This window comes from Stenotrophomonas sp. 05N423 (genome assembly GCF_056397145.1).
In genome coordinates this window covers 1-22,782 of the sequence record NZ_JBFTMV010000013.1, presented here as the reverse complement: position 1 = coordinate 22,782, position 22,782 = coordinate 1, and the positions used below count along the sequence as shown (strand labels likewise).

The 22,782-nt window shown below is 67.9% G+C and carries 17 protein-coding genes; 12 read left to right on the top strand and 5 right to left on the bottom strand.

The window, feature by feature from the left end:
* Window positions 1-210: 210 nt before the first annotated feature.
* The 3 genes from AC1DGW_RS16220 to AC1DGW_RS16210 form a co-directional block, all read right to left on the bottom strand.
* Window positions 211-2,241, bottom strand: a complete 2,031-nt coding sequence (locus tag AC1DGW_RS16220; protein ID WP_478024987.1) for an oxidoreductase — start codon at window positions 2,239-2,241, stop codon at window positions 211-213.
* 63 nt (window positions 2,242-2,304) lie between these two features.
* Window positions 2,305-2,931: a membrane protein YczE gene (gene yczE, locus AC1DGW_RS16215; RefSeq protein WP_478024985.1), complete on the bottom strand. Its 627-nt coding sequence runs from the start codon at window positions 2,929-2,931 to the stop codon at window positions 2,305-2,307.
* A gap of 103 nt (window positions 2,932-3,034) precedes the next feature.
* On the bottom strand, window positions 3,035-4,060 hold the full coding sequence (locus AC1DGW_RS16210) for a zinc-binding alcohol dehydrogenase family protein (protein ID WP_478024983.1): 1,026 nt from the start codon (window positions 4,058-4,060) through the stop codon (window positions 3,035-3,037).
* A gap of 384 nt (window positions 4,061-4,444) precedes the next feature.
* Between AC1DGW_RS16210 and AC1DGW_RS16205 the strand changes: the two genes are divergently transcribed.
* The 4 genes from AC1DGW_RS16205 to AC1DGW_RS16190 all read left to right on the top strand — a co-directional run bounded on the left by AC1DGW_RS16205 (window position 4,445) and on the right by AC1DGW_RS16190 (window position 7,504).
* Complete coding sequence (locus tag AC1DGW_RS16205; RefSeq protein WP_478024981.1) at window positions 4,445-5,554, top strand: OmpA family protein; 1,110 nt, start codon at window positions 4,445-4,447, stop codon at window positions 5,552-5,554.
* Window positions 5,555-5,768: 214 nt separating this feature from the next.
* Window positions 5,769-6,257, top strand: coding sequence for a hypothetical protein (locus AC1DGW_RS16200; RefSeq protein ID WP_478024979.1), 489 nt, complete (start codon window positions 5,769-5,771; stop codon window positions 6,255-6,257).
* Between the two features lie 14 nt (window positions 6,258-6,271).
* On the top strand, window positions 6,272-7,114 hold the full coding sequence (locus AC1DGW_RS16195; protein WP_478024977.1) for a pseudouridine synthase: 843 nt from the start codon (window positions 6,272-6,274) through the stop codon (window positions 7,112-7,114).
* Between the two features lie 87 nt (window positions 7,115-7,201).
* Window positions 7,202-7,504: a hypothetical protein gene (locus AC1DGW_RS16190; protein ID WP_478024975.1), complete on the top strand. Its 303-nt coding sequence runs from the start codon at window positions 7,202-7,204 to the stop codon at window positions 7,502-7,504.
* Window positions 7,505-7,623: 119 nt separating this feature from the next.
* Here AC1DGW_RS16190 and kbl read toward each other — a convergent pair whose 3' ends face one another.
* Window positions 7,624-8,838, bottom strand: a complete 1,215-nt coding sequence (kbl, locus tag AC1DGW_RS16185) for a glycine C-acetyltransferase (RefSeq protein ID WP_478024973.1) — start codon at window positions 8,836-8,838, stop codon at window positions 7,624-7,626.
* 165 nt (window positions 8,839-9,003) lie between these two features.
* Here kbl and AC1DGW_RS16180 point away from each other — a divergent pair, with 165 nt between their 5' ends.
* The 6 genes from AC1DGW_RS16180 (at window position 9,004) to AC1DGW_RS16155 (ending at window position 15,120) form a co-directional block, all read left to right on the top strand.
* Window positions 9,004-10,428, top strand: a complete 1,425-nt coding sequence (locus tag AC1DGW_RS16180; protein WP_478024971.1) for an OprO/OprP family phosphate-selective porin — start codon at window positions 9,004-9,006, stop codon at window positions 10,426-10,428.
* A gap of 13 nt (window positions 10,429-10,441) precedes the next feature.
* Entirely contained in the window at window positions 10,442-11,464 is a 1,023-nt protein-coding gene (locus AC1DGW_RS16175; protein ID WP_478024969.1) for a sulfate ABC transporter substrate-binding protein, read from the top strand.
* Between the two features lie 72 nt (window positions 11,465-11,536).
* Window positions 11,537-12,319, top strand: coding sequence for a sulfate ABC transporter permease subunit CysT (cysT, locus tag AC1DGW_RS16170; protein ID WP_478025072.1), 783 nt, complete (start codon window positions 11,537-11,539; stop codon window positions 12,317-12,319).
* A complete protein-coding gene (gene cysW, locus AC1DGW_RS16165) occupies window positions 12,316-13,260 on the top strand; it encodes a sulfate ABC transporter permease subunit CysW (RefSeq protein ID WP_478024967.1) in 945 nt (314 codons plus the stop codon). Before cysT ends, cysW begins: the two co-directional genes overlap by 4 nt.
* 1 nt (window position 13,261) lies before the next feature.
* The gene (locus tag AC1DGW_RS16160; protein ID WP_478024965.1) at window positions 13,262-14,296 is read left to right on the top strand and encodes a sulfate/molybdate ABC transporter ATP-binding protein; all 1,035 of its coding nucleotides are present in this window, start codon (window positions 13,262-13,264) and stop codon (window positions 14,294-14,296) included.
* A gap of 125 nt (window positions 14,297-14,421) precedes the next feature.
* Window positions 14,422-15,120 (top strand): TorF family putative porin, encoded by a 699-nt coding sequence (locus tag AC1DGW_RS16155; RefSeq protein WP_478024963.1) that lies wholly within the window; start codon window positions 14,422-14,424, stop codon window positions 15,118-15,120.
* 139 nt (window positions 15,121-15,259) lie between these two features.
* On the opposite strand, the gene tdh is transcribed toward AC1DGW_RS16155, so the two are convergent.
* Complete coding sequence (gene tdh, locus AC1DGW_RS16150; RefSeq protein ID WP_478025070.1) at window positions 15,260-16,282, bottom strand: L-threonine 3-dehydrogenase; 1,023 nt, start codon at window positions 16,280-16,282, stop codon at window positions 15,260-15,262.
* A 332-nt stretch (window positions 16,283-16,614) separates the two neighbouring features.
* Here tdh and AC1DGW_RS16145 point away from each other — a divergent pair, with 332 nt between their 5' ends.
* Together AC1DGW_RS16145 and AC1DGW_RS16140 are read left to right on the top strand one after the other, a co-directional pair.
* Complete coding sequence (locus tag AC1DGW_RS16145; protein WP_478025067.1) at window positions 16,615-18,300, top strand: ShlB/FhaC/HecB family hemolysin secretion/activation protein; 1,686 nt, start codon at window positions 16,615-16,617, stop codon at window positions 18,298-18,300.
* A gap of 87 nt (window positions 18,301-18,387) precedes the next feature.
* The coding region (locus tag AC1DGW_RS16140; RefSeq protein ID WP_478024961.1) for a two-partner secretion domain-containing protein at window positions 18,388-22,782 on the top strand (4,395 nt) is incomplete at its 3' end.

Here is a 22,782-nt window from a genome sequence, read left to right as displayed (position 1 = left end):
AGCTTCGTTGCAGATGCCGGATCCGCGGGAAAGGGCGCGATGGCACGCCGCCGAAGCCGGGATGGGATGTGTCCTGTGTCACGAAAAAAGGCGTTTGCTTGCCATCAGGCCTCGATCCGGGGCGGCTTTGCCGCGGGCGTGAAACAGTGGAACGTCCGTCCTCCCCTGCGCGGATCGGGAGCGAGCCGCGCAGGCTGGAAAACGATCGGGTTACAGCGCGGCTGCCACGCGGCTGCCCTGGTCGATCGCGCGCTTGGCGTCCAGCTCGGCGGCGACGTCGGCACCGCCGATGACATGGGCGGTGACGCCTGCCGCCGTCAGCGCATCGGCCAGTGCGCGCATCGGCTCCTGCCCGGCGCAGACCACCACGGTGCCGACGTCCAGCAACTGCTCGGCGCCATCGACGCGGATGCGCAGGCCGCGATCGTCCACTCCCAGGTACTCGACGCCGCCCAGCATCCGCACGCCCTTGGCCTTGAGCGTGGCGCGGTGGATCCAGCCGGTGGTCTTGCCCAGGCGGGCGCCGGGCTTGCCGGGGCTGCGCTGCAGCAGCCATACCTTGCGCGCCGGTGCCTCCGGCTGCGGCCGGGACAGGGCGCCGCGGCTTTCGAAGCTCGCATCCACGCCCCATTCGGCCATCCAGCGCGCCGGATCCAGCGACGGCGAGGGGCCTTCCTGCACCAGGAATTCGCCGACGTCGAAGCCGATGCCGCCGGCGCCGATGATGGCCACCTTGTCCGCGGCCTCGACACGGCCCTGCAGCACGTCCAGGTAGCTGGCCACCATCGGGTGGTCGGCACCGGGGAAGTCCACCCTGCGTGGCGAGATGCCGGTGGCCACCACGACTTCGTCGAAGCCGGCCAGCATCGGGGCGTCCACCCGGGTGCCCAGGCGCACGTCCACGCCGGTATCGGCCAGACGGTGGCGGAAATAGCGCAGGGTCTCGTGGAACTCCTCCTTGCCGGGGATGCGCTTGGCCACGTTGAACTGGCCGCCGATCTCGTCGGCCGCGTCGAACAGGGTGACGGCGTGGCCGCGCTCGGCCGCGACCGTGGCGCAGGCCAGGCCGGCCGGGCCTGCGCCGACCACCGCCACGCGTTTTGGCGCACGGGTCGGGTGGTAGACCAGTTCGGTCTCGTGCGCGGCGCGCGGGTTGACCAGGCAGGTGGCGCGCTTGTTGACGAAGATGTGATCCAGGCAGGCCTGGTTGCAGGCGATGCAGGTGTTGATGGTTTCCGGCCTGCCGGCGCGGGCCTTGGCCGGCCACTGCGGGTCGGCCAGCAGCGGCCGCGCCAGCGAGACCATGTCGGCCTGGCCGTCGGCCAGCACCCGCTCGGCCACGTCGGGCATGTTGATGCGGTTGACCGCGATCACCGGCACGTTCACATGCGGGCGCAGCTTGGCGGTGACGCCGGCGAAAGCCGCGCGCGGCACCGAGGTAGCGATGGTCGGCACGCGGGCCTCGTGCCAGCCGATGCCGGAGTTGATCAGGGTCGCACCGGCGGTTTCGATGGCGCGGGCCTGCTGCAGGATTTCTTCCCAGTTGCTGCCGTCTTCCACCAGGTCCAGCAGCGACAGCCGGTAGATGATGATGAAGTCCGGACCGCAGGCCTCGCGGATGCGGCGCACGATCTCCACGGCGAAACGCATGCGCTTGCCGGCGTCGCCGCCCCAGTCATCACTGCGCTTGTTGGTGCGCGGGGCGATGAACTCGTTGATCAGATAGCCTTCCGAGCCCATCACCTCGACGCCGTCATAGCCGGCCTCGCGTGCCAGCCGGGCGGCCCGGGCGTAGCTGGCGATCTGGCGCTCCACGCCCCGCGCCGACAATGCGCGCGGCGTGAACGGATTGATCGGCGCCTTCAGTTTCGACGGGGCGACCTGCAGCGGGTGATAGGCGTAGCGGCCGGCGTGCAGGAGCTGCAGGCAGATGCTGGCGCCGTGGCCGTGCACCGCGGCGGTGACCTGCCGGTGCCGGCCCACTTCCCAGGGCCAGGACAACTTGCTGCCGAATGGCGCCAGCCAGCCCGCGATGTTCGGCGAGAAGCCGCCGGTGACCAGCAGCGCGGCGCCACCGGCGGCGCGTTCGCCGAAGTAGGCAGCCAGCTTGGGAAAATCGCGGACATGGTCTTCGAGCCCGGTGTGCATCGACCCCATCAGGATGCGGTTGCGGAGCCGGGTGAAGCCCAGGTCCAGCGGCGTGAACAGGTGGGGATAGGCGGTGTCGGTGGCTGGCGTCATGATGGATACGCTTGCGTACGGATCGCGCCAGCGTGCCGCGAAACCCCGCCTGCGGCAAGTGGCTCAGTCGGCCGGCGGCGCCACGACCGGCGATGTTGCCGGAACGCGGCGGTCGAACAGGGGCAGGGTGATCCCGCACAGCGGCCCGATCAGCAGCGCGAAGGCCAGGGTGCCAATGCCGGCGTTGCCGCCCAGCAACCACCCGACCGCGAGCGCTGCCGCCTCGATCAGGGTGCGCACCTTCCAGATGGCCCAGCCGCTGCGCGCATGCAGCCCGGTCATCAGCCCGTCGCGTGGTCCAGGACCCAGGCGCGCACCTATATATAGGCCGGTCGCGACCGCCAGCAGTACCAGGCCCGCGGAGAACAGCGGTACCTGCCACAGCAGTCCCTGCGCCGCCGGCACGAGGTGCAGCCCGAGCTGGGCGCTGGGGCCGATCAGCAGGACGTTCAGCACCGTGCCCAGTCCCGGGCGCTGCCGCAGCGGCCACCACACCAGCAGGACGGCAATGCCCACAAGGTTGGTGACCAGGCCGAAGGCCAGCCCGCTGCGGAGGGAAACGCCCTGTGCCAGCACGTCCCATGGGGCGATGCCGATACCGGCGCGGATCATCAGCGCCGAGGCGATGCCGAACAGGAACAGTCCCAGCAGCAGCTGCGACAGGCGCAGGAAGGACGGAAATGACGGCATCGGCATGGGAAGCGTGGGGAAGTAAACAAAGAGGAATGCAGGGGAGGGCGAGGGGCGGGGCGGCCGCCTTCCATGCCCCACGTATCGGGCATGCGTCTGTCGCTCAGTCCCAGCCCTCGAGCACCAGCTTGCCGACGGTGCTGCCCGATTCCAGCAGCCGGTGCGCTTCGCGCAGGTTGGCCGCGTTGATCGGGCCCAGGCGCCGGGCCAGGGTGGTGCGGAGTTCGCCGGCATCGATCAGGCTGGCGGCGCGGGTGAGGATGCGGTGCTGTTCGATCATGTCGGCGGTACGGAAACGCGCGCGCGCGAACATGAATTCCCAGTGGATGCCGATGCACTTGGCCTTGTAGGGGTCGCCGATCCGCAGCTCGCCGGCGGGTTCGACGATCAGGCCGACATGCCCCTGCGGGGCCAGCAATTCGCCCAGCGCCTGCCAATAGCGGTCGGTGTCGGCCAGGTTGAGGGCGGCGTCCACCTGCGTGATGCCGAGCGCCAGCAACTGCGGCGCCAGCGGCTGGCGGTGGTCGATGACGTGCTCGGCGCCCATCTGCAGGCACCATGCGCGGGTTTCTTCGCGGGAAGCGGTCGCCACCACGGTGAATCCCGCATGGCGGCCCAACTGGATCGCCATCGAGCCGACCCCGCCCGCGCCGCCGATGACCAGCAGGATCCGGCCAGTGTTGCGCCGCCCATCCAACTGGTAGGGCATGCGCTGGAACAGCAGTTCCCAGGCCGTGAGCGTGGTCAGCGGCAGGGCTGCGGCCTCGGCGAAGTCCAGCGTGGCCGGCTTGCGGCCGACCAGCCTTTCGTCCACCAGCTGCAACTGCGCGTTGCAGCCGGGCCGGGTGACGTCGCCGGCGTAGTAGACCTCGTCTCCCACCTCGAAGGCGGTCACGCCGGGACCGACGGCCAGCACGGTGCCCGCGGCGTCGAAACCCAGGATGCGGGGCGGGGTTTCCTCGCCCTTGCCCGAACGCCGCAGCTTGGCGTCCACCGGGTTGACCGAAACGGCCTGCACGCCCACCAGCAGGTCCTGACCCTGCGGTGCGGCGGGCGGGGGCAGCTCGAAGTCTTCCAGGGCGCGGGGATCCTCGATCGGCAGGTAGCGGCTCAGGCCGGCAGCTTTCATGGGAAAAGTTCCGTTCGGTGAGGGGAGAAAGCCATGATACGCAGGGGCCGTTCAGGCAGGGGTGGCATGAGGCGATGCGAACCGGGCATCCGGCAGCGGCAAGCCGGCGTCTCCCCGCAGCGGCGTCAGCAGTCCTGAAACGCCCGTCAGGCTTGGCTCTTGCGCGTTTTTACCAAGCTGTATAGGGTGGCGCTTCACCGGTCATCCGAAGCCCGGGGCTGCGTCATTTGTTACGCAGCTGTTAACGTCGTCTTCACGGCCCAGCGCATAATGTGCACCGCGTTGGCGTGCGGAAACGGCCATCTTTCGGACGCGACGAACGAAATCGCTGTGCTGGACCATGCCATTACCGGTTTCATACCCCCGAAACAAGGAGTTGTATTCATGAACAAGAAGATCCTTACCGCCGCGCTGCTGGGTGGTCTGGCATTTGCCCAGGCCGCGTCGGCCCAGGAATTCGACGACCGCTGGTACCTGACCGGTTCGGCCGGCTTCAATTTCCAGGACAAGGACCGTGGCACCAACGATGCTCCGTTCGTGACCCTGGGCCTGGGCAAGTTCATCAGCCCGAACTGGTCGCTGGACGGCGAGCTGAACTACCAGAACCCGAACTTCGACAAGAACCAGGATCTGAACTGGTCGCAGTACGGCGCCTCGCTGGATCTGCGTCGCCACTTCATCCAGGAAGGCCGCGGCTGGAACCCGTACCTTCTGTTCGGCCTGGGCTACCAGAAGGCCGAGGAAGAGTACGTCATCAGCTCGCCGAACTCGCCGGCTGACCGCAAGGACGGCAACCTGGCCGCCAAGGTCGGCGCCGGTCTGCAGACCACCTTCGACAAGCGCGTCGCCGTGCGTGCCGAAATCGCCTACCGCGCCGACTTCGACGACCAGAGCGTGAACCCGCGCCTGGCCGGCAAGGACAACGACTGGTTCGGCGACGTGCTGGCTTCGGTCGGCGTCGTGATCCCGCTGGGTCCGGCCCCGGTTGCCGCCGTTGCCCCGCCGCCGCCGGCTCCGGTCGCGCCGAGCTGCGCCGACCTGGACGACGACGGTGACGGCGTCAACAACTGCGACGACAAGTGCCCGAACTCGCAGGCTGGCCAGATCGTCGGTCCGGACGGTTGCCCGGTTCCGGTCTCGATCGACCTGAAGGGCGTGAACTTCGACTTCGACAAGTCGACCCTGCGTCCGGATGCCGTCGCGATCCTGAGCGAGGCCAGCGAGATCCTGAAGCGTTACCCGGAACTGCGCGTTGAAGTCGCCGGTCACACCGACTCGAAGGGTACCGACGCTTACAACCAGAAGCTGTCCGAGCGTCGCGCCAAGGCTGTGTACGACTACCTGACCGGTCACGGCGTTGCCACTTCGCGTCTGGTGGGCCCGATCGGCTACGGCGAGAGCCGTCCGATTGCTCCGAACACCAACCCGGATGGTTCGGACAACCCGGAAGGTCGCGCCAAGAACCGTCGCACCGAACTGAACGTCCAGAACTGATCGGACGTATCGGTTGATTCGAGCAGGGCCCGGCGAAAGCCGGGCCCTGTTTTTTTGCTCTCCACCGGGAAGCAATGGCGCCTGCGCCAATCGCGGATCGGCCACCCGTCGTGGACGCGGCGAAGCGCGCTTTCCGCGAACCGTGCCGCGAAGGTTGAAAGCCCTGCGGGGCATGCCTACACTCGCGGCGTTCTCTGCACGAATGGAAATACCGATGCTGCGTATCGCACTGGCCGGCGCCATGGCCCTGGTCCTCGTTCCCGCCGCCCACGCAGCTGTCGATTGCTCGGCCAGCGCCATCGTGCCGCCGCCGTTGCCGGCCACGGTGATCGAGCCGGTCGCCGTGGAGCTGTACGCCCGCCCGGGGCAGCTCGGCATGCCGGCGGGCGTGCTGACGTCGAATTTCAGCGATGACCAGTCGCTCGACCGCGTGCTGATGCGCCTGCGCGTGGAAAGCTGCAACAACGTCGCCAGCGCGATGCCGGCGCGGCCTGCGATCAACGCCAACGACCCGGCGGCCTACAAGCCGCAGACGCAGTACGACAACACGCCCTGGCGCTTCGACATGAGCCAGAACGGCAAGCGCATGACCGCCGATGAGTTCGACGCCTGGATGAAGGCGCGCGGTGTGCGCGTGGTCAAGGCGGCGGCACCGGCTGCCGAAGCTGCGGCGGAAGCCAAGCCCGCGGCCGAGGTCAAGTAACGCAAGCCGTCCGGATGTCGCGCAGGATTTCCCCGGATGCCCGCCCTGCCAGACAGGGCGGGCATTTCGTTTCGCCTCCCGGAACCGGCGCGAAGAAGGCCGCCGCGGCGCAACCGGCGCCGCGTCATGGCCTGGCGCGCGTGCTGTCCAAGGCGGGTGTGTGTTCGCGTACCGAAGCCGCGCGCCGCGTGCTGGCAGGCCGGGTCGGTGTGGATGGCCGTGTGGTCCGGGACCCTGAATTCCCCGTCGTCCTGACCCGGCAACGCGTCACGATGGATGGCGAGCCCATCGCGGCGGTGCGTCGCCTGTATGTGGCGTTGAACAAGCCGCGCGGCCTGGTCACCACCGTCCGCGACGAGCGGGGCCGCGATACCGTCTACCGTTGCTTCGATGGTGCCGGCATGCCATGGCTGGCGCCGGTCGGTCGCCTGGACAAGGCCAGCGAGGGGTTGCTGTTCTTCAGCAACGACCCGGAATGGGCGGCACGGCTGACCGACCCCGCGACCGGGCCGTTGAAGACCTATCGCGTGCAGATCGATGGCGTGCCCGATGCGGCGCTGCTGGCGCGCATGCATGACGGGATCGAGGACGCCGGCGAGCATCTGGCGGCGCATTCCGTCGCCGTCCTGCGCCAGGGCGAGCGCACCGCATGGCTGGAGATCGTGCTGGACGAGGGGCGCAACCGGCACATCCGGCGTCTGCTGCAGGTGCTGGGATTCGAGGTGCTGCGGCTGGTGCGGGTGGCGATTGGATCAGTCCAGCTGGGCGAACTGGCCAAGGGGCAGTGGCGGGTACTGGCAGCTGAAGAGCTGGAGGCGCTGGCTGCCCATTCAGCGAAATCGCATGTCAATTCATAAAAATATCCATGTAATTCATGCAAATATCTTGATTTCTTCAAGTGCATGATTAGGCTGTAGGCCTGTTCCCAGCGAGGTCGAACGGCCATGCCAGCTTTCATCCGCACTGCGGTTTTTTTATCGGGCGTGGCGGCAGCCGCTGCTCTGGTCGGTTGTGCGTCGTCCGGCAAGCCGGTGGCCGCGGCCGCCGAGGGCAAGCCGGTCACGGTGACCGTGGAGGCGCCGATGGCGGAGAAGGATGCGCTGGGCAACTACCGCTTCCTGATGCAGCAGGAAGGAAAGAACATGAGCGCCGACCAGTTCGACGCGTGGATGAAGGCCAACGGCATCCGCGTGGCGCGCGGCAATACGCCGGATGGCGCTGCGGCGGCGCCGGCCGCCAAGAACTAGCTTCCGCCGGCGGGCTCCCGCAGCCCTGCACGAAGAAGCGATGGCCGTCGGATGCAGCGTCCGGCCGGAAACGGAACAGGCGCCCGAGGGCGCCTGTTCCGTTTTGCGCTTGTACCGGATCAGCCCTTGATGACGCCCAGCTCCCTGCCGATGCGGGTGAAGGCATTGATGGCGCGGTCCAGGTGTTCGCGGCTGTGCGCGGCGCTCATCTGCGTGCGGATGCGCGCCTGGCCCTTTGGCACCACCGGGAAGAAGAAGCCGATCGCGTAGATGCCTTCTTCCAGCAGGCGCTGGGCGAACTTCTGCGCCAGCGGCGCGTCGTACAGCATCACCGGGCTGATCGGATGCACGCCCGGCTTCACGTCGAAACCGGCGGCGGTCATCTTCTCGCGGAAATAGGCGGTGTTTTCGGCCAGCTTCTGGCGCAGGTCGCCGGCCTTGTCGAGCATGTCGAAGGCCTTGATGCCGGCGGCGACCACGTGCGGCGGCAGCGAGTTGGAGAACAGGTACGGGCGCGAGCGCTGGCGCAGCAGCTCGATCACCTCGGCGCTGGCGCAGGTGAAGCCGCCCAGCGCGCCGCCCATGGCCTTGCCCAGGGTGCCGGTGATGATGTCGATCTTCTCCAGCACGCCCTTGACCTCGGCCGAGCCGCGGCCGGTGGCGCCGAGGAAGCCGGTGGCGTGGCATTCGTCGATGTGCACCAGCGCGCCGTACTTCTTCGCCAGCGCGGTGATCTCGTCGAGCGGGGCGATGAAGCCGTCCATTGAGAACACGCCGTCGGTGGTGATCAGCTTGGTCAGGCAGCCGGCGGCGTCGGCTGCCTGAAGCTGCGCCTCCAGGTCGGCCATGTCGCAGTTGGCATAACGGAAGCGCTTGGCCTTGCACAGGCGCACGCCGTCGATGATCGAGGCGTGGTTGAGCGCGTCGGAGATGATCGCGTCGTTCTCGCCCAGCAGCGGCTCGAACAGGCCGCCGTTGGCGTCGAAGCAGGCGGCGTAGAGGATGGTGTCGTCCTTGCCGAAGAAACCGGCGATCTGCGCTTCCAGCTGCTTGTGCAGGTCCTGGGTGCCGCAGATGAAACGTACCGAGGCCATGCCGAAGCCGTGGCTGTCCAGCGCGTCCTTGGCGGCCTGGATCAGGTCGGGGTGGTCGGCCAGGCCCAGGTAGTTGTTGGCGCAGAAATTCAGCACGGTGCGGCCGTCGTCCAGGGTGATTTCGGCAGACTGCGGGCTGGTGATGATGCGTTCGGACTTGAACAGCCCCTGCGCGCGGATGGCATCCAGTTCCTCGGCATAGTGCCGGGTGAGCGGGGAAGTGTTCGCGGTTGCGGTCATGGCAGGGTCTTGCGGCGGGAAGGAGCGTCGATTCTAGCGGCCGGGCGGCATCGCCGCCGGTTTCATGGGGAATGGCTATAAGCGCCGCGGCCGAAGTCATTTCCCGGTCGGCGTGTGCGCCCGCAGCATCGACGCTCCTTCCCCGCCTGCATCAAGGAGCTGCCGATGACCGCGTTCCCCCTCCCGTCCACCGTGCCGACCAGGAAGCTGCTGCCCCTCAGCCTGGCCGTGGTGCTGTGCGGGATGGCGGCATCGGCACAGGCGCAGCAGCCCACGGTGGAACAGCTGCAGCAGCGGCTGGAGCGGCTGGAACGCCTGGCCGGCGTGTCCGGCGCAGCCGTCGAAGGTGTCGGTCTGGCCGATCTCGACCAGCGCCTGCGCATCCTCGAGCGCCGCCTGGAGCTGCAGGAGGAAGAACGCGTGGCTGCCGCCAAGACCGCGCCGAAGCTCACAGTCGACCAGAAGGGAGCCGCCTTCCGGTCCGGCGACGGCAACTACGAACTGAAACTGCGAGGCCTGCTGCAGGGCGACGCGCGGGTGTTCCTCGGCGACAGCGGCCAGAACGATACCTTCCTGCTGCGCACCGCGCGGCCGACGCTGGAAGGTTCGCTGGGCAGGCTGGTGGCCTACCGCTTCACCCCGGAGTTCGCCGGCGACAGCGCCAGCATCGTGGATGCCTATGCCGACCTGCGCTTCGATCCGGCCCTTACCGTGCGCGTGGGCAAGTTCACCTCGCCGGTCGGGCTGGAGCGCCTGCAGTCGTCGTCCGCCCTGGCCGATGTCGAGCGCGCGCTGGTCAGCGAACTCGCCCCCAACCGCGACCTTGGCGTGCAGCTGCAGGGCGAAGTGGCCAGGGGGAGGTTCAGCTACGCGCTGGGCGTGTTCAACGGTGCGGTCGATGGCCGCGACGCGGTGACCAGCAATCCGGACGACGATTTCGAGGTTGCCGGCCGCGTGTTCTTCGAGCCGCTGAAGGGGACGGACAGCGCCTGGGCGGGCCTGGGCTTCGGCCTGGGCGCCAGCACCGGCGAGAAACACGGCGCCGGCAGCAATTTCCTGCCGCGCTACCGCACCCCGGGGCAGGCGACCTTCTTCAGCTACCGCGGCACGGTGCTGGCCGATGGCAGCCATCGCCGCTGGTCGCCGCAGGGTTGGTTCTACCGCGACGGATTCGGCCTGCAGGGCGAGTACATCGTCTCGCAGCAGCAGGTGGCGCGCGACGGCCGGCGTGCGGAACTGGAACACCGCGCCTGGCAGGCCACGGCCAGCTACGTGCTCACCGGCGAGGACGCCGGCTACCGCGGGGTGACGCCGTCGCGGCCATTCGGCAGCAATGGCGGCCTGGGCGCCTTCGAACTCACCGCGCGCTATGGCGTGCTGGATATCGACGATGCGGCGTTCCCGTTCTATGCCGATCCGGCCGCCTCCGCTTCGCGCGTGCGCGCCTGGACACTGGGCGCTAACTGGTACCTGACGGCCAACCTCAAGCTGGCGACCAACTACCTGCACAGCCGCTTCGATGCCGCTTCCGGCGGCATCGCCCTGCCTGCCGAGAAAGCCGTGTTCTCGCGCCTGCAGGTTTCCTTCTGACGGAGCATCCCCCATGACGCAGACTTTCCGTTCCCGCGCCGGCCTCGCCTCGCTGGCTTTCCTGTTGACCCTGGTCGCCGGCGGCGCCTTCGCCCGCGACGTGCAGCTGCTCAACGTGTCCTACGACCCCACCCGCGAGCTGTACCGCGATTTCAACGCCGCCTTCGCCCGCCACTGGAAGGAAACCCATGGCGACACCGTCACCATCGAGACGTCGCATGGCGGTTCCGGCAAGCAGGCGCGCGCGGTGATCGACGGCATCCAGGCCGACGTGGTGACGCTGGCGCTGGCCTACGACGTCGATGCGATCGCGCAGAAGGCGCGGCTGCTGCCGGCCAACTGGGAATCGCGCCTGCCCGATAACAGCGCGCCCTATACCTCGACCATCGTGTTCCTGGTGCGCAAGGGCAACCCCAAGGGCATCCGCGATTGGCCCGACCTGCTGCGCGCTGGCGTGTCGGTGGTGACGCCGAATCCGAAAACCTCCGGCGGCGCGCGCTGGAACTATCTCGCCGCCTGGGCCTATGCCGAGCACATCTTCAACGGCGACCGCGCGCGCGTGCTCAATTACATGCGCGCGCTGTTCCGCAACGTGCCGGTGCTGGACACCGGCGCGCGCGGCGCCACCACCACTTTCGTCCAGCGCGGCATCGGCGACGTGCTGCTGGCCTGGGAAAACGAGGCCTTCCTCGCGCAGGAGGAACTGGGTCCGGACAAGTTCGAGATCGTGGTGCCGCGGCTGTCGATCCTGGCCGAGCCGTCGGTGGCGCTGGTCGACCGCAACGCCGACCGCCATGGCACCCGCGAGGTGGCGCAGGCCTATCTGCAGTACCTGTATTCGGCCGAAGGCCAGCGCATCGCCGCGCGTCATTATTACCGCCCACGCCATCCCGAACTGGCCGATCCGACCGATGTGGCGCGCTTCCCGCAGGTGCGGCTGGTGACCATCCGCGAAGCGTTCGGTTCGTGGGAGAAGGCGCAGGCCGAGCATTTCGCCGACGGCGGCGTGTTTGACCAGATCCAGGCGGGCAAGTAAGTGAATGCCAGCGTGCAGGTGTTGCCGGCCGCGCGGCACCAACGTCGGGTTCTTCCCGGCTTCGGCGTCGGCATGGGCATCACCGTGTTCTGGCTGGGGCTGATCGTGCTGATTCCGCTGGCCGGCGTGTTCCTGCGCGCGGCCGGGCTGGGCGTGGACGGCATCTGGCGGATATGGAGCGAGCCGCGCGTGCTGTCGGCGCTGCGGCTGAGTTTCGGCACCGCCTTCGCCGCGGCGGCGTTCAACACGTTGATGGGCACCTGGGTGGCGTGGGTGTTCGTGCGCTACCGCTTCCCGGGCCGGCGCCTGTTCGACGCGATGATCGACCTGCCGTTCGCCCTGCCCACCGCGGTGGCCGGCATCGCGTTGACCGCGCTGTATGGCGGGCAGGGCTGGGTGGGGCGCTGGCTGGAGCCGCTGGGCCTGAAGATCGCCTACACGCCGCTGGGCATCGTGGTGGCACTGGTGTTCGTCGGCCTGCCGTTCGTGGTGCGCATCGTGCAGCCGGTGCTGGCCGAGGCCGAGCGCGAGCTGGAGGAAGCGGCGGCGACGCTGGGCGCCAGCCGCTGGCAGACCATCGCGCGCGTGGTCGTGCCCGCCTTGTGGCCGGCGATGCTGACCGGCTTCGCGCTGGCGTTCGCGCGCGGCGTGGGCGAATACGGCTCGGTGATCTTCATCGCCGGCAATCTGCCCAACAGCACCGAGATCGCGCCGCTGCTGATCACGATCCGCCTGGAGGAATTCGACTACGCCGGTGCCACCGCCATCGCCGCGGCAATGCTGCTGTTGTCCTTCGCGGTGCTGCTGCTGGTCAACACCCTGCAGGCACGTCTGCAGCGCAGGGGCGCGCGATGAACGAGCTGGTGTCGGAACTGCCGGTGCAGTCCGTGGATGAAACGGCGGCGCGCGCGCCGCGCAGTGTCACCACCGAGCCGGGCTGGGTACAGGCGCTGCTGATCTTCGGTGCGCTCGGCTTCCTGCTGTCGTTCCTGCTGATGCCGCTGCTGCTGGTGTTCGCCGAGGCGCTGCGCGGCGGCGTGCAGGCGTTCTGGAGCGCGGTGAGCGATGCGGACGCGCTGTCGGCCATACGTCTTACCCTGATGGTCACCGCCATCGTGATCCCGCTGAACCTGGTGTTCGGCATCGCCGCGGCGTGGGTGGTGAGCAAGCACCGCTTCCCCGGCAAGCGCTGGCTGGTGACCCTGATCGACCTGCCGTTCTCGGTGTCGCCGGTGGTGGCCGGGCTGGTGTTCATCCTGCTGTTCGGCCGCGATGGCTGGTTGTGGCCGTTGATCGAGGATGGACTGCGCCTGCACCTGCCGGTGGCCGGCGAAGTGCTGCTGCAGCTGCCGCGCATCGTGTTCGCGATTCCCGGCATCGTGCTGGCGACCACGTTCGTCACCTTCCCGTTCATCGCCCGCGAACTGATGCCGCTGATGGAGCAGCAGGGCAGCGACGAGGAACTGGCGGCGCTGACCCTGGGCGCCAATGCCTGGCAGATGTTCTGGAAGGTGACCCTGCCCAACATCCGCTGGGGCCTGCTGTACGGCGTGCTGTTGTGCAGTGCGCGGGCGATGGGCGAGTTCGGCGCGGTGTCGGTGGTGTCCGGGCATATCCGCGGGCGCACCAATACGCTGCCGCTGCACGTGGAGATCCTCTACAACGAATACGCCTACAGCGCGGCGTTCGCCTGCGCCTGCCTGCTGGCCGGCACCGCGCTGCTGACGCTGGTGCTGAAGACTTTCCTGGAATGGCGCCATGGCCAGTCGCTGGCCGCCGCGCATCGCCCGAGGTGACATGAACATCCGCATCCAACAACTGGGCAAGCGCTTCGGCGCGTTCCCCGCGCTCGACGGCGTCAGCCTGGACATCCGCAGCGGCGAACTGCTGGCCCTGCTCGGGCCATCGGGTTCGGGCAAGACCACCCTGCTGCGCGCGCTCGCCGGGCTGGAGCAGCCCGAACAGGGCCGCATCCTGTTCGACGGCGAAGACGCCACCGCGCTGAGCGTGCAGGCGCGCCGCGCCGGCTTCGTGTTCCAGCACTATGCGCTGTTCCGGCACATGGACGTACGCGCCAACATCGCCTTCGGCCTGGAAGTGCGGCGCGGTGCCGGACGCTGGCCGAAGGCGCGCATCGACGCACGCGTGGAGGAGCTGCTGGCGCTGGTGCAGCTCGACGGTCTGGGTGGGCGCTATCCGACGCAGTTGTCCGGCGGCCAGCGCCAGCGCGTGGCCCTGGCGCGCGCGCTTGCGATCGAGCCGCGCGTGCTGCTGCTGGACGAACCGTTCGGCGCGCTGGACGCGCAGGTGCGCCGCGACCTGCGCCGCTGGCTGCGCGAGCTGCACGACCGCACCGGCCTGACCACCGTGTTCGTCACCCACGACCAGGAGGAGGCGCTGGAACTGGCCGACCGCGTCGCCATCCTCAACCGCGGCCGCATCGAACAGGTCGGCAGCCCGGGCGAGGTTTACGACCGGCCGGCGTCGCCCTTCGTATATGGCTTTGTCGGCGAAGCCAACCGGCTGCCGGCGCGGGTCGACGGCGACGTGCTGGACGTCGCGGGCGCGCGCTGGTCGCGGCCGGCGAGCCTGCCGGAGGCGGCCGCGCTGGAAGTCTATGTACGCCCGGAAGACATGCGCGTCGGCGACGCCGGCGACTGGGTGGGCACGGTGCTGTCGGTGCAGCGCAGCGGCGCCCGGGCACGGCTGCGGGCGCGCCTGCGCGCGGCCGCGGTGGACGTGGAGGTCGAACTGCCGCCTGATGCGCCGGCCTACGCGGCGGGGCAGGTCGTCGCGCTGGCGGCCCGGCGCCATGGGGTGTTCCCGGCTTAGCCGGAGGCGGGGGGATTGCCGGATCCGCGCGTCCCGGCACGAAACTCTGGCGTCGTCGGGCGTTTTGGTTAAGAATTCGTGAATTCTGCGCCGTGGCGGCGCCGACACCCACCCCGGAGACCCGCATGATTCCCTGCAAGCGCCTTGCCGCCGTTGCCTGTGCTGCCCTGCTGTCCATTCCGTTCGCTGCCTGTGCCGAAGACGCAGCATCGCCCATCAGCTGGGAAGTCAGCGCGGTCTCGGACTACCTGTTCCGCGGCGCCTCGCAGACCGACGAGAAGCCGACGGTGCAGGGCAGCGTCACCTGGACCACCTCGAGCGGCCTCTATGTCGGCAGCTTCGCCTCGGGCGTGGATTTCGGCGAAGGCAGCCCCGACGTCGAGGTGGACTACTTCGTCGGCTACGGCTTCGACGTCAGCGACAAGGTCAACGTCGATGTCCTGCTCAATCGCTACACCTACCCGGGTGCCAGCGAGATGGCCTACAACGAGCTGGTCACCACCACCACCATCGCCCAGAACTGGAAAGTCAACGTCAGCTACACCAACGACGTGTGGGGCAGCAGCACCACCGGCTGGTATTACGGCGTGGGCGGCGAGTGGGGCCTGCCGAACGACTTCAGCCTGAACGCCAATGTCGGCCGCAGCGTGTTCAACGACAGCGACGTCGCGCAGGACTACACCGACTGGGGCGTGGGCATCGGCCGCAGCTTCGGGATCGCCAATGTCTCGCTGGGCTACTACGGCACCGACGGCAAGGGCCGCGACAACTTTGGCAAGCTGGCCGACGACCGCGTGGTGCTGACGGTGAAGATCGCGCGCTGAGCGCGGCGACGATGCGGTAACGAAAAAACGGGGGGACAGCCGTTTTTCACGGCGAAGCCGCCCGAAGGGTGATGCACAGCGATGTGCGTCATGAAAAAAGGCGCCGTGAGGCGCCTTTTTTCTGGAGGCCCGACGGGCCTCAGTTCCAGCTCAGCACGACCTTGCCGGCCTTGCCCTGTTCCATCAGGTCGAAACCTTCCTGGAAGCGGTCCACCGGCAACTGGTGGGTGAGTACCTTGCCGAGCGGGAAACCGCTCAGCACCAGCTGGGTCATCTTGTACCAGGTCTCGTACATCTTGCGGCCGTAGATGCCCTGCACGGTCAGGCCTTTGAAGATGATCTTGTCCCAGTCGCAGCCGGCGCCCCTGGGCATGATGCCGAGCATGGCGATCTTGCCGCCGTGGTACATGCAGTCGAGCATGTCGTTGAAGGCGCGCGGGTTGCCGCTCATTTCCAGGCCCACGTCGAAGCCTTCCATGTGCAGGTCGGCCATCACGTCCTTCAGCGACTGGTTGGCGACGTTGACCACGCGCGTGGCGCCCATGTCGGCGGCCAGCTTCAGGCGGAAATCGTTGACGTCGGTGACCACCACGTTGCGCGCGCCGATGTGCTTGCAGATGCCGGCGGCGATGATGCCGATCGGGCCGGCGCCGGTGATCAGCACGTCCTCGCCGATCACGTCGAACTCCAGCGCGCAATGCGCGGCGTTGCCGTAGGGGTCGAAGAACGCCGCCAGCTCGGACGGGATCTGGTCGGGGATCGGCCACAGGTTGCTGGCTGGCATCACCATGTATTCGGCGAAGGCGCCGTTGACGTTGACGCCGATGCCGACGGTGTTCGGGCACAGGTGCGGACGGCCGCCGCGGCAGTTGCGGCAATGGCCGCAGACGATGTGGCCTTCGGCGGAAACGCGCTGGCCGACTTCATACCCGGTCACGCCGGGGCCGATTCCGGCGATGCGGCCGACGAATTCGTGGCCGATGGTCAGGCCCGGCTTGATGGTGCGCTGGCTCCACTCGTCCCACAGGTAGATGTGCAGGTCGGTGCCGCAGATGGCGGTCTTTTCCAGCTTGATCAGCACTTCGTTCGGGCCGGGCACCGGCACCGGCACCTCTTCCATCCAGATGCCCTTGGCCGCCTCGCGCTTGACCAGCGCGCGCATCGTGTTCTGTGTCATTGCCGGAAAACCGCAGTGGGAAAGAGTGCCGATTATATGCGCCCGGTCACGACGGCCGGATATCGCCGGTCCGTGAGACGCCTCGCGTCGAACTTGATGGGCGTCCCATATTTCCATTCGAAAAGTGGCCATGTAGGGCAATGCCTGATTGCGGACCGGGCGTGGCGACCGGACCATCCGTTTACCAGTCAATCAAGGGAAGTTGCCGGCCGATAGCCCGCCATGGGGTCTGGCGGCCGGAGCCGGGACCGACAGCCTCTGCTGGACGCGGGGGAACACAAGGAGAGAGTGTGAAGAATCAGGGGGGCTGGCCGTTTCTGCGGCTGGCGGGTATTGCATGTGGGGTATTGGTACCGTTCCTCCAGGTCTGGGCGCAGGAACCGGACCGGGCCGCGCAGGAACTGCTGCGGCAACAGGAACGCGAGCGCGCCTTGCGCGAACAGCAGGAAAGCCGGCCGGATGTTCGGCTCGAGCGCGGGGGCAGCGCCGACGCCGGCCATCTTCCCGACGACGAAACCCCCTGTTTCCCGATCCGCAACATCGTGCTCGAGGGCGAGCTCAGCGATCGCTTCCAGTGGGCGGTCGCAGCTGCCAGCGAGGGCGACGACGTGGCCATCGGGCGCTGCCTGGGCAGCGAAGGTGTGGGCATGGTGATGCGGCGCATCCAGAATGCGGTCATTGCCCGCGGCTACGTGACCACCCGCGTGCTGGCCGCTCCGCAGGACCTAAAGGCCGGCACCCTGGTGTTGACCGTCGTACCCGGCCGCATCCGGGCGGTCCGCTTTTCCGGAGAGGCGCCGCCCCGCGCGTCCTGGAAGAATGCCTTGCCCGCCCGCACAGGCGACGTGCTGAATCTGCGCGACGTCGAACAGACGCTTGAGAACCTGCAGCGCGTTCCCACGGTGACGGCCGATATCCAGTTCGTGCCTGCCGAAGGCGCTGATGCGCGGCCTGGCGAAAGCGACCTGGTGATCGCCTGGCGGCAGCGTTCCCGGTGGCGTGGGCACCTGTCCCTCGACGATGGCGGCAGCCAGGCCACCGGCAAGCTGCAGGCCGGCGCCACGTTGTCGATGGACAACGTCCTGGGCTGGAACGACCTGGCCTACGTCAACGTCGGCCGCTCGCTGTTCAACGGCCCGGGCAGGCGCACTGACAGCTGGAGCGCCCACTACAGCATCCCGCTCGGCAACTGGCTGGCAAGCGCCAACGCCGGCGACTACGACTACCGGCAGACGGTGGCCGGCGCCTACGAAAGCTACGTGTACAGCGGGTCCAGTCGCAATGCCGAACTGCGGCTGGCGCGCATGCTGTTCCGCAATGCCACCGGGAAGACCAGCGCCTACCTGCGTGGTTGGTGGCGCGAGTCGGACAATTTCATCGACGACACCGAGATCGAGGTGCAGCGCCGCCGTACTGCGGGGTGGGAAGCGGGCCTCTCGCACAAGCACTTCATCGGCAAGGCGACGCTGGACGGAAATCTGGCCTGGCGGCGCGGTACAGGTGCTTTCCATGCGTTGCCCGCACCGGAGGAGGCGTTCGGCGAAGGCACCTCGCGCAGCACGGTCATCACCGCCGACGCGCAGTTCGCGGTGCCATTCGGGCTCGGCAGGCAATCGCTGCGCTACATCGCCAGCTGGCGCGCGCAGTGGAACCGTACGCCGCTGGTGCCGCAGGACCGGTTCGCCATCGGCGGACGCTACACGGTGCGTGGTTTCGATGGCGAAACTTCGCTCGCCGGCGAACGCGGCTGGTCGCTGCGCAACGAACTGGGCGTGTCGATAGGCGGCGGCCAGGAAGCCTATCTGGGAGCCGACTACGGCCACGTTGGCGGCCCGTCCGCCCGTTGGCAGATGGACGACCATCTGGCGGGCATCGCCGCCGGCATTCGTGGCGGTGCGGGCTGCTTCCAGTGGGACGTATTCGTAGGCAGCCCCGTGCTCAAGCCGCGTGGCTTTCCCACTGCTCATACCACCTATGGCTTCAGCCTGAGCGGCTCGCTCTGAGGCCCGGCGGGCCACCGGCCCGCAACGTTTTTGGACGACTCCTGCCAGGAACAGGCGGGCTGACAAGGAACAGAAGGAAGCAATGTCATGAACCGGATCTATCGCCTTGTTTTCAACCGTGCCCTGGGCCTGATGCAGGTGGCCTCCGAAGTGGCGCGTGCACCCCGCGGCGGCGGCGCAGGTGTCGTCGGCAACCTTGCCGGAGCCTTGCGCCCGGTCAGTTTCGGCGTGTGGCTGGCTTTGGGCTGGGTGGGATGGGTACTTCCGGCGGCAGGGCAGCAGGCTCAGGATGGCGGGCGCATCGTGAGCGATCCGAACGCTCCGGGGGGGCAGCGCCCCACCGTGATCACTGCGCCCAACGGCGTGCCGGTGGTCAACATCACCACGCCGTCGCGCTCGGGCGTGTCGCGCAACGTCTACCGCCAGTTCGACGTGGGCACCGAAGGCGCGATCCTCAACAACGCCCGCGGCGACGCACAGACCCAGCTGGGGGGATGGATCCAGGGCAACCCGTGGCTGGCCACAGGCACGGCGAAGGTCATCCTCAACGAGATCAACGGCAGCGATCCCAGCCGCCTGCGCGGCTACCTGGAAGTGGCCGGGCAACGCGCCGAAGTGGTGATCGCCAATCCGGCCGGCATCCTCGTCGACGGCGCGGGTTTCCTCAATGCCAGCCGGGTCACGCTGACCACCGGCGTCCCCATCGTCACCGGTGGAGCGCTGGAAGGATACCGGGTCGAACAGGGGGCCATCCGGGTGGAAGGTCGCGGGCTTGATGCCACCCAGGCCGACTACACCGATCTGATCACCCGTTCGTTGCAGGTCAATGCGGGCATCTGGGCCAACCAGCTGCAGGCCAGCGTCGGTGCGAACGTGATTGGTGCCGACCACGCCAGCGTCGAGGCCACCACCGGCCGCGGCGCCGCGCCTGTCTTCGCGCTCGATGTCGGCGCGCTGGGAGGCATGTACGCCAACAAGATCTGGCTGCTGGGCAACGAACATGGCGTGGGCGTCCGCAATGCCGGCAAGATCGGCGCGCAGGCCGGGGAACTGGTGGTCACCGTCGATGGCCGGCTCGAGAACATCGGCTCGCTGCAGTCCCAGCAGGACACACGCGTTGCCGCAGCCGGTGGCATCGCCAATGCCGGCACGATCAGCGCGGGCCGGGAACTGCAGCTGCGCACGGACGCCGATCTCGACAACAGCGGGGGGACGCTCAATGCCCAGCGTGTCGAAGTGGATGCATCGTCGCTGCGCAACCGGGGCGGCGCCATCGAACAGACCGGGGGCCAGCAATTGTCGTTGCATGCGGGCAGGGTCGTGAACCGGGACGATGGCCGCATCGGCCTTGCGGCTTCATCAGATACGCCGGGGGAAGGGCAGGCAGGAGGCAGCCCCGGGGACGGAAGCGAGGGCGGCAGTGCTACTGAAGGGAGCGAAGGTGGAGAGCCCGGTACTCCCATGCCGGTGCTGGAGACCGGCGCAATGCGCATTGCCGGTGAACTCGACAACAGTGGCGGACGCATCAACGCGGCCGGGCAGATGCACCTGGAAATCGATGCGGGCCTGGACAACGACGACGGCCAGATCGGCGTGCGGAACCTGGCGCTGCTCGGCGGTGATATGGGCAACCGGGAAGGGCGGGTGGTGGTTTCCGGGTCGGCATCATTCAATGCGGACGATGTAATCAACGATGGAGGACGGTTGGAAGTCGCCGGTGCGCTATTGCTCCAGGCACGGACATTCAGCAATCGCAACGGCAGTCTGACGCACAGTGGCGACGCTTCCACGACCTTGAGTGTCGCGGGGACGCTCGACAACGAGGGAGGGCTGCTGCGCAGCAAGGCGGAAACCTTCCGGATCGAAAGCGGTCAGTTCAACAACAGGGAAGGACGGTTGGAACACGCCGGCTCCCAGGGGCTGGAAATCGAGGTAGGTGCGCTGCAGGGCCAACGAGGTGCCATCATCACCACAGGCGGCATGGCCCTGAACGCAGGCCTCGTCGATCACCGGGGCGCGACTCTCAGTACCGATCACTTCCAGATCAATGCCGGCCGGTTCGACAACCGGGATGGAGCGGTGATCGCAACCGGAAAGCTGTCCAGTACCTTTGATGTCAAGGGCAAGTTCGACAATAGCGCCGACGGCCTGCTCGCCAGCGGTGGCGACCTGGGCGTGGACGCCACCACGCTCGACAACACCGATGGTCGCATCGAGCACGCCGGCGACGGCACGCTGTCGATCCACGTCGACACCCTCAACGGTCATCGAGGCACGATCGCCGGCAATGGCACGCTGGACATCCGCGGCGAGGCTACCGACCTGACCGACGGCACCACGGTCGCCCAGCGCATCACCATCGACACCGGCAACCTGACGACCGCGGGCGGTCAGCTCATCGCCACCGGCAGTGATGCGCTGCGTCTGCAGGTGCGCGGCACGCTGGACAACCACGGCGGCACGGTCGCCACCAACGGTGCACTGCAACTGGAAGCAGGCAGGGTGAACAACCGCGCCGGTACGCTGCAGGCGGCGGGCAGTGGCGATACGCGCCTGGCTGTGACTGGCATGCTCGACAACAGTGATGGCATCTTGGTCGCAGCGGGTAATACCGTCGTGACCTCCGCCGAACTGCACAACGCCGGCGGCACCATGCAGGCGGCGGGTACCTCCACGCTGCAGGTGACGGTGGATGGCCTGCTCGACAACAGCGCCGACGGCCTGCTCGCCAGCGGCGGCGATCTGAGTCTGGACGCCACCACGCTCGACAACACCGATGGTCGCATCGAACACGCCGGCGACGGCATGCTGTCGATCCGGGTCGACACCCTCGACGGTCATCGAGGCACGATCGCCGGTAACGGCACGCTGGACCTCCGCGGCGAGGCTACCGACCTGGCCGGCGGCACGACGGTGGCCCGGCGTATCGCCATCGCCACCGGCAACCTGACGACCGCGGGCGGTCAGCTCATCGCCACTGGCAATGACGCGCTGCGCCTGCAGGTACGTGGCGCGCTGGACAACCATGACGGAACAGTCGCCACCAACGGCGCACTGCAACTGGAGGCTGGCACGCTGAACAACCGCGCCGGCACGTTGCAGGCGTCCGGAAGCGGCAATACCCGCCTCGCGGTGATGGGACTGCTGGACAATAGTGCCGGCACCCTGGTTGCGGCAGGCAACACGCTTGTCCGTGCCAACGGTCTGCGCAACGTCGGTGGCACCGTGCAGGCGGTGGGTACCTCCAAGCTGCAGGTGACGGTGGATGGCCTGCTGGACAACAGCGCCGATGGCCTGCTCGCCAGCGGTGGCAACCTGGGGGTGGAGACTCGCACGCTGGATAATACTGATGGCCGCATCGAACATGCAGGCAACGGTACGCTGTCGATACGCGCCGACACCCTCAATGGTCATCGAGGCACGATCGCCGGCAATGGCACGCTGGATATCCGTGGCCAGACCACCGACCTGGCCGGTGGCACCACGGTCGCCCGGCGCATCATCATCGACACCGGCAACCTGACGACCGCAGGTGGCCAACTGATCGCCACCGGCAATGATGCATTACGCCTGCAGGTGCGTGGCGCGCTGGACAACCACGGCGGTACGGTCGCCACCAACGGTGCACTGCAACTGGAAGCAGGCACGGTGAACAACCGCGTCGGTATGGTGCAGGTGGCAGGTAAGGGCGATACGCGTCTGACGGTATCGGGAGTGTTCGACAACATGGGCGGCACCCTGGCGGCAGCGGGCGATACGCATCTCACCGCCGCCGAACTGCACAACGCCGATGGCATCGTGCAGGCGGCAGGGGATGCCAGCCTCGATATCGGCGTGCAGGGACTGCTCGACAACAGTGCGGGAGGGCTTATTGCCGCAGGCAAGGGGCTGGTGCTTGGGGCGGCCGTGCTGGACAACCGGGAAGGGCGCATCGAGCACTCAGGCGAAGGTGAACTGGATATCCATGCAGGAACATTGCGGGGCGTCGCTGGCAGCATGGTCAGCAATGGAAGCCTGAATCTGCGGGGAGCCCAGATCGACCTGCACGATGCAACTACCGTTGCCAGGAAGATCGCGGTGGAAGCCGATGACCTGACCACCGCTGAAGGACAGTTGATCGCCACCGGCAACGACGCATTGCGTCTGCAGGTACGCGACACGCTGGACAACCAGGGCGGCACAGTCGCCACCAATGGCGCACTGCAACTGGATGCGGGCGCGGTGAACAACCGCGCCGGCACGCTGCAGGCGGCCGGCAGTGGCGATACGCGCCTGACGGTATCGGGTGTGCTCGACAACACCGCGGGCACCTTGGCCGCGGCGGGCAATACTCACCTCACCGCCGCTGAGCTGCGCAATGTCGGCGGTACCGTGCAGGCGGCTGGCACGTCCACGCTGCAGGTGACGGTGGACGGCCTGCTGGACAACAGCGCTGATGGCCTGCTCGCCAGCGGCGGCGATCTTGGCTTGAATTGGCTTGAA

What these genes read in the sequence shown, in the direction of transcription:
- AC1DGW_RS16220 (WP_478024987.1), bottom strand. Translation starts at nt 2,241, where the DNA reads ATGACGCCAGCCACCGACACCGCCTATCCCCACCTGTTCACGCCGCTG.
- yczE (WP_478024985.1), bottom strand. Translation starts at nt 2,931, where the DNA reads ATGCCGTCATTTCCGTCCTTCCTGCGCCTGTCGCAGCTGCTGCTGGGA.
- AC1DGW_RS16210 (WP_478024983.1), bottom strand. Translation starts at nt 4,060, where the DNA reads ATGAAAGCTGCCGGCCTGAGCCGCTACCTGCCGATCGAGGATCCCCGC.
- AC1DGW_RS16205 (WP_478024981.1), top strand. Translation starts at nt 4,445, where the DNA reads ATGAACAAGAAGATCCTTACCGCCGCGCTGCTGGGTGGTCTGGCATTT.
- AC1DGW_RS16200 (WP_478024979.1), top strand. Translation starts at nt 5,769, where the DNA reads ATGCTGCGTATCGCACTGGCCGGCGCCATGGCCCTGGTCCTCGTTCCC.
- AC1DGW_RS16195 (WP_478024977.1), top strand. Translation starts at nt 6,272, where the DNA reads ATGTCGCGCAGGATTTCCCCGGATGCCCGCCCTGCCAGACAGGGCGGG.
- AC1DGW_RS16190 (WP_478024975.1), top strand. Translation starts at nt 7,202, where the DNA reads ATGCCAGCTTTCATCCGCACTGCGGTTTTTTTATCGGGCGTGGCGGCA.
- kbl (WP_478024973.1), bottom strand. Translation starts at nt 8,838, where the DNA reads ATGACCGCAACCGCGAACACTTCCCCGCTCACCCGGCACTATGCCGAG.
- AC1DGW_RS16180 (WP_478024971.1), top strand. Translation starts at nt 9,004, where the DNA reads ATGACCGCGTTCCCCCTCCCGTCCACCGTGCCGACCAGGAAGCTGCTG.
- AC1DGW_RS16175 (WP_478024969.1), top strand. Translation starts at nt 10,442, where the DNA reads ATGACGCAGACTTTCCGTTCCCGCGCCGGCCTCGCCTCGCTGGCTTTC.
- cysT (WP_478025072.1), top strand. Translation starts at nt 11,537, where the DNA reads ATGGGCATCACCGTGTTCTGGCTGGGGCTGATCGTGCTGATTCCGCTG.
- cysW (WP_478024967.1), top strand. Translation starts at nt 12,316, where the DNA reads ATGAACGAGCTGGTGTCGGAACTGCCGGTGCAGTCCGTGGATGAAACG.
- AC1DGW_RS16160 (WP_478024965.1), top strand. Translation starts at nt 13,262, where the DNA reads ATGAACATCCGCATCCAACAACTGGGCAAGCGCTTCGGCGCGTTCCCC.
- AC1DGW_RS16155 (WP_478024963.1), top strand. Translation starts at nt 14,422, where the DNA reads ATGATTCCCTGCAAGCGCCTTGCCGCCGTTGCCTGTGCTGCCCTGCTG.
- tdh (WP_478025070.1), bottom strand. Translation starts at nt 16,282, where the DNA reads ATGCGCGCGCTGGTCAAGCGCGAGGCGGCCAAGGGCATCTGGATGGAA.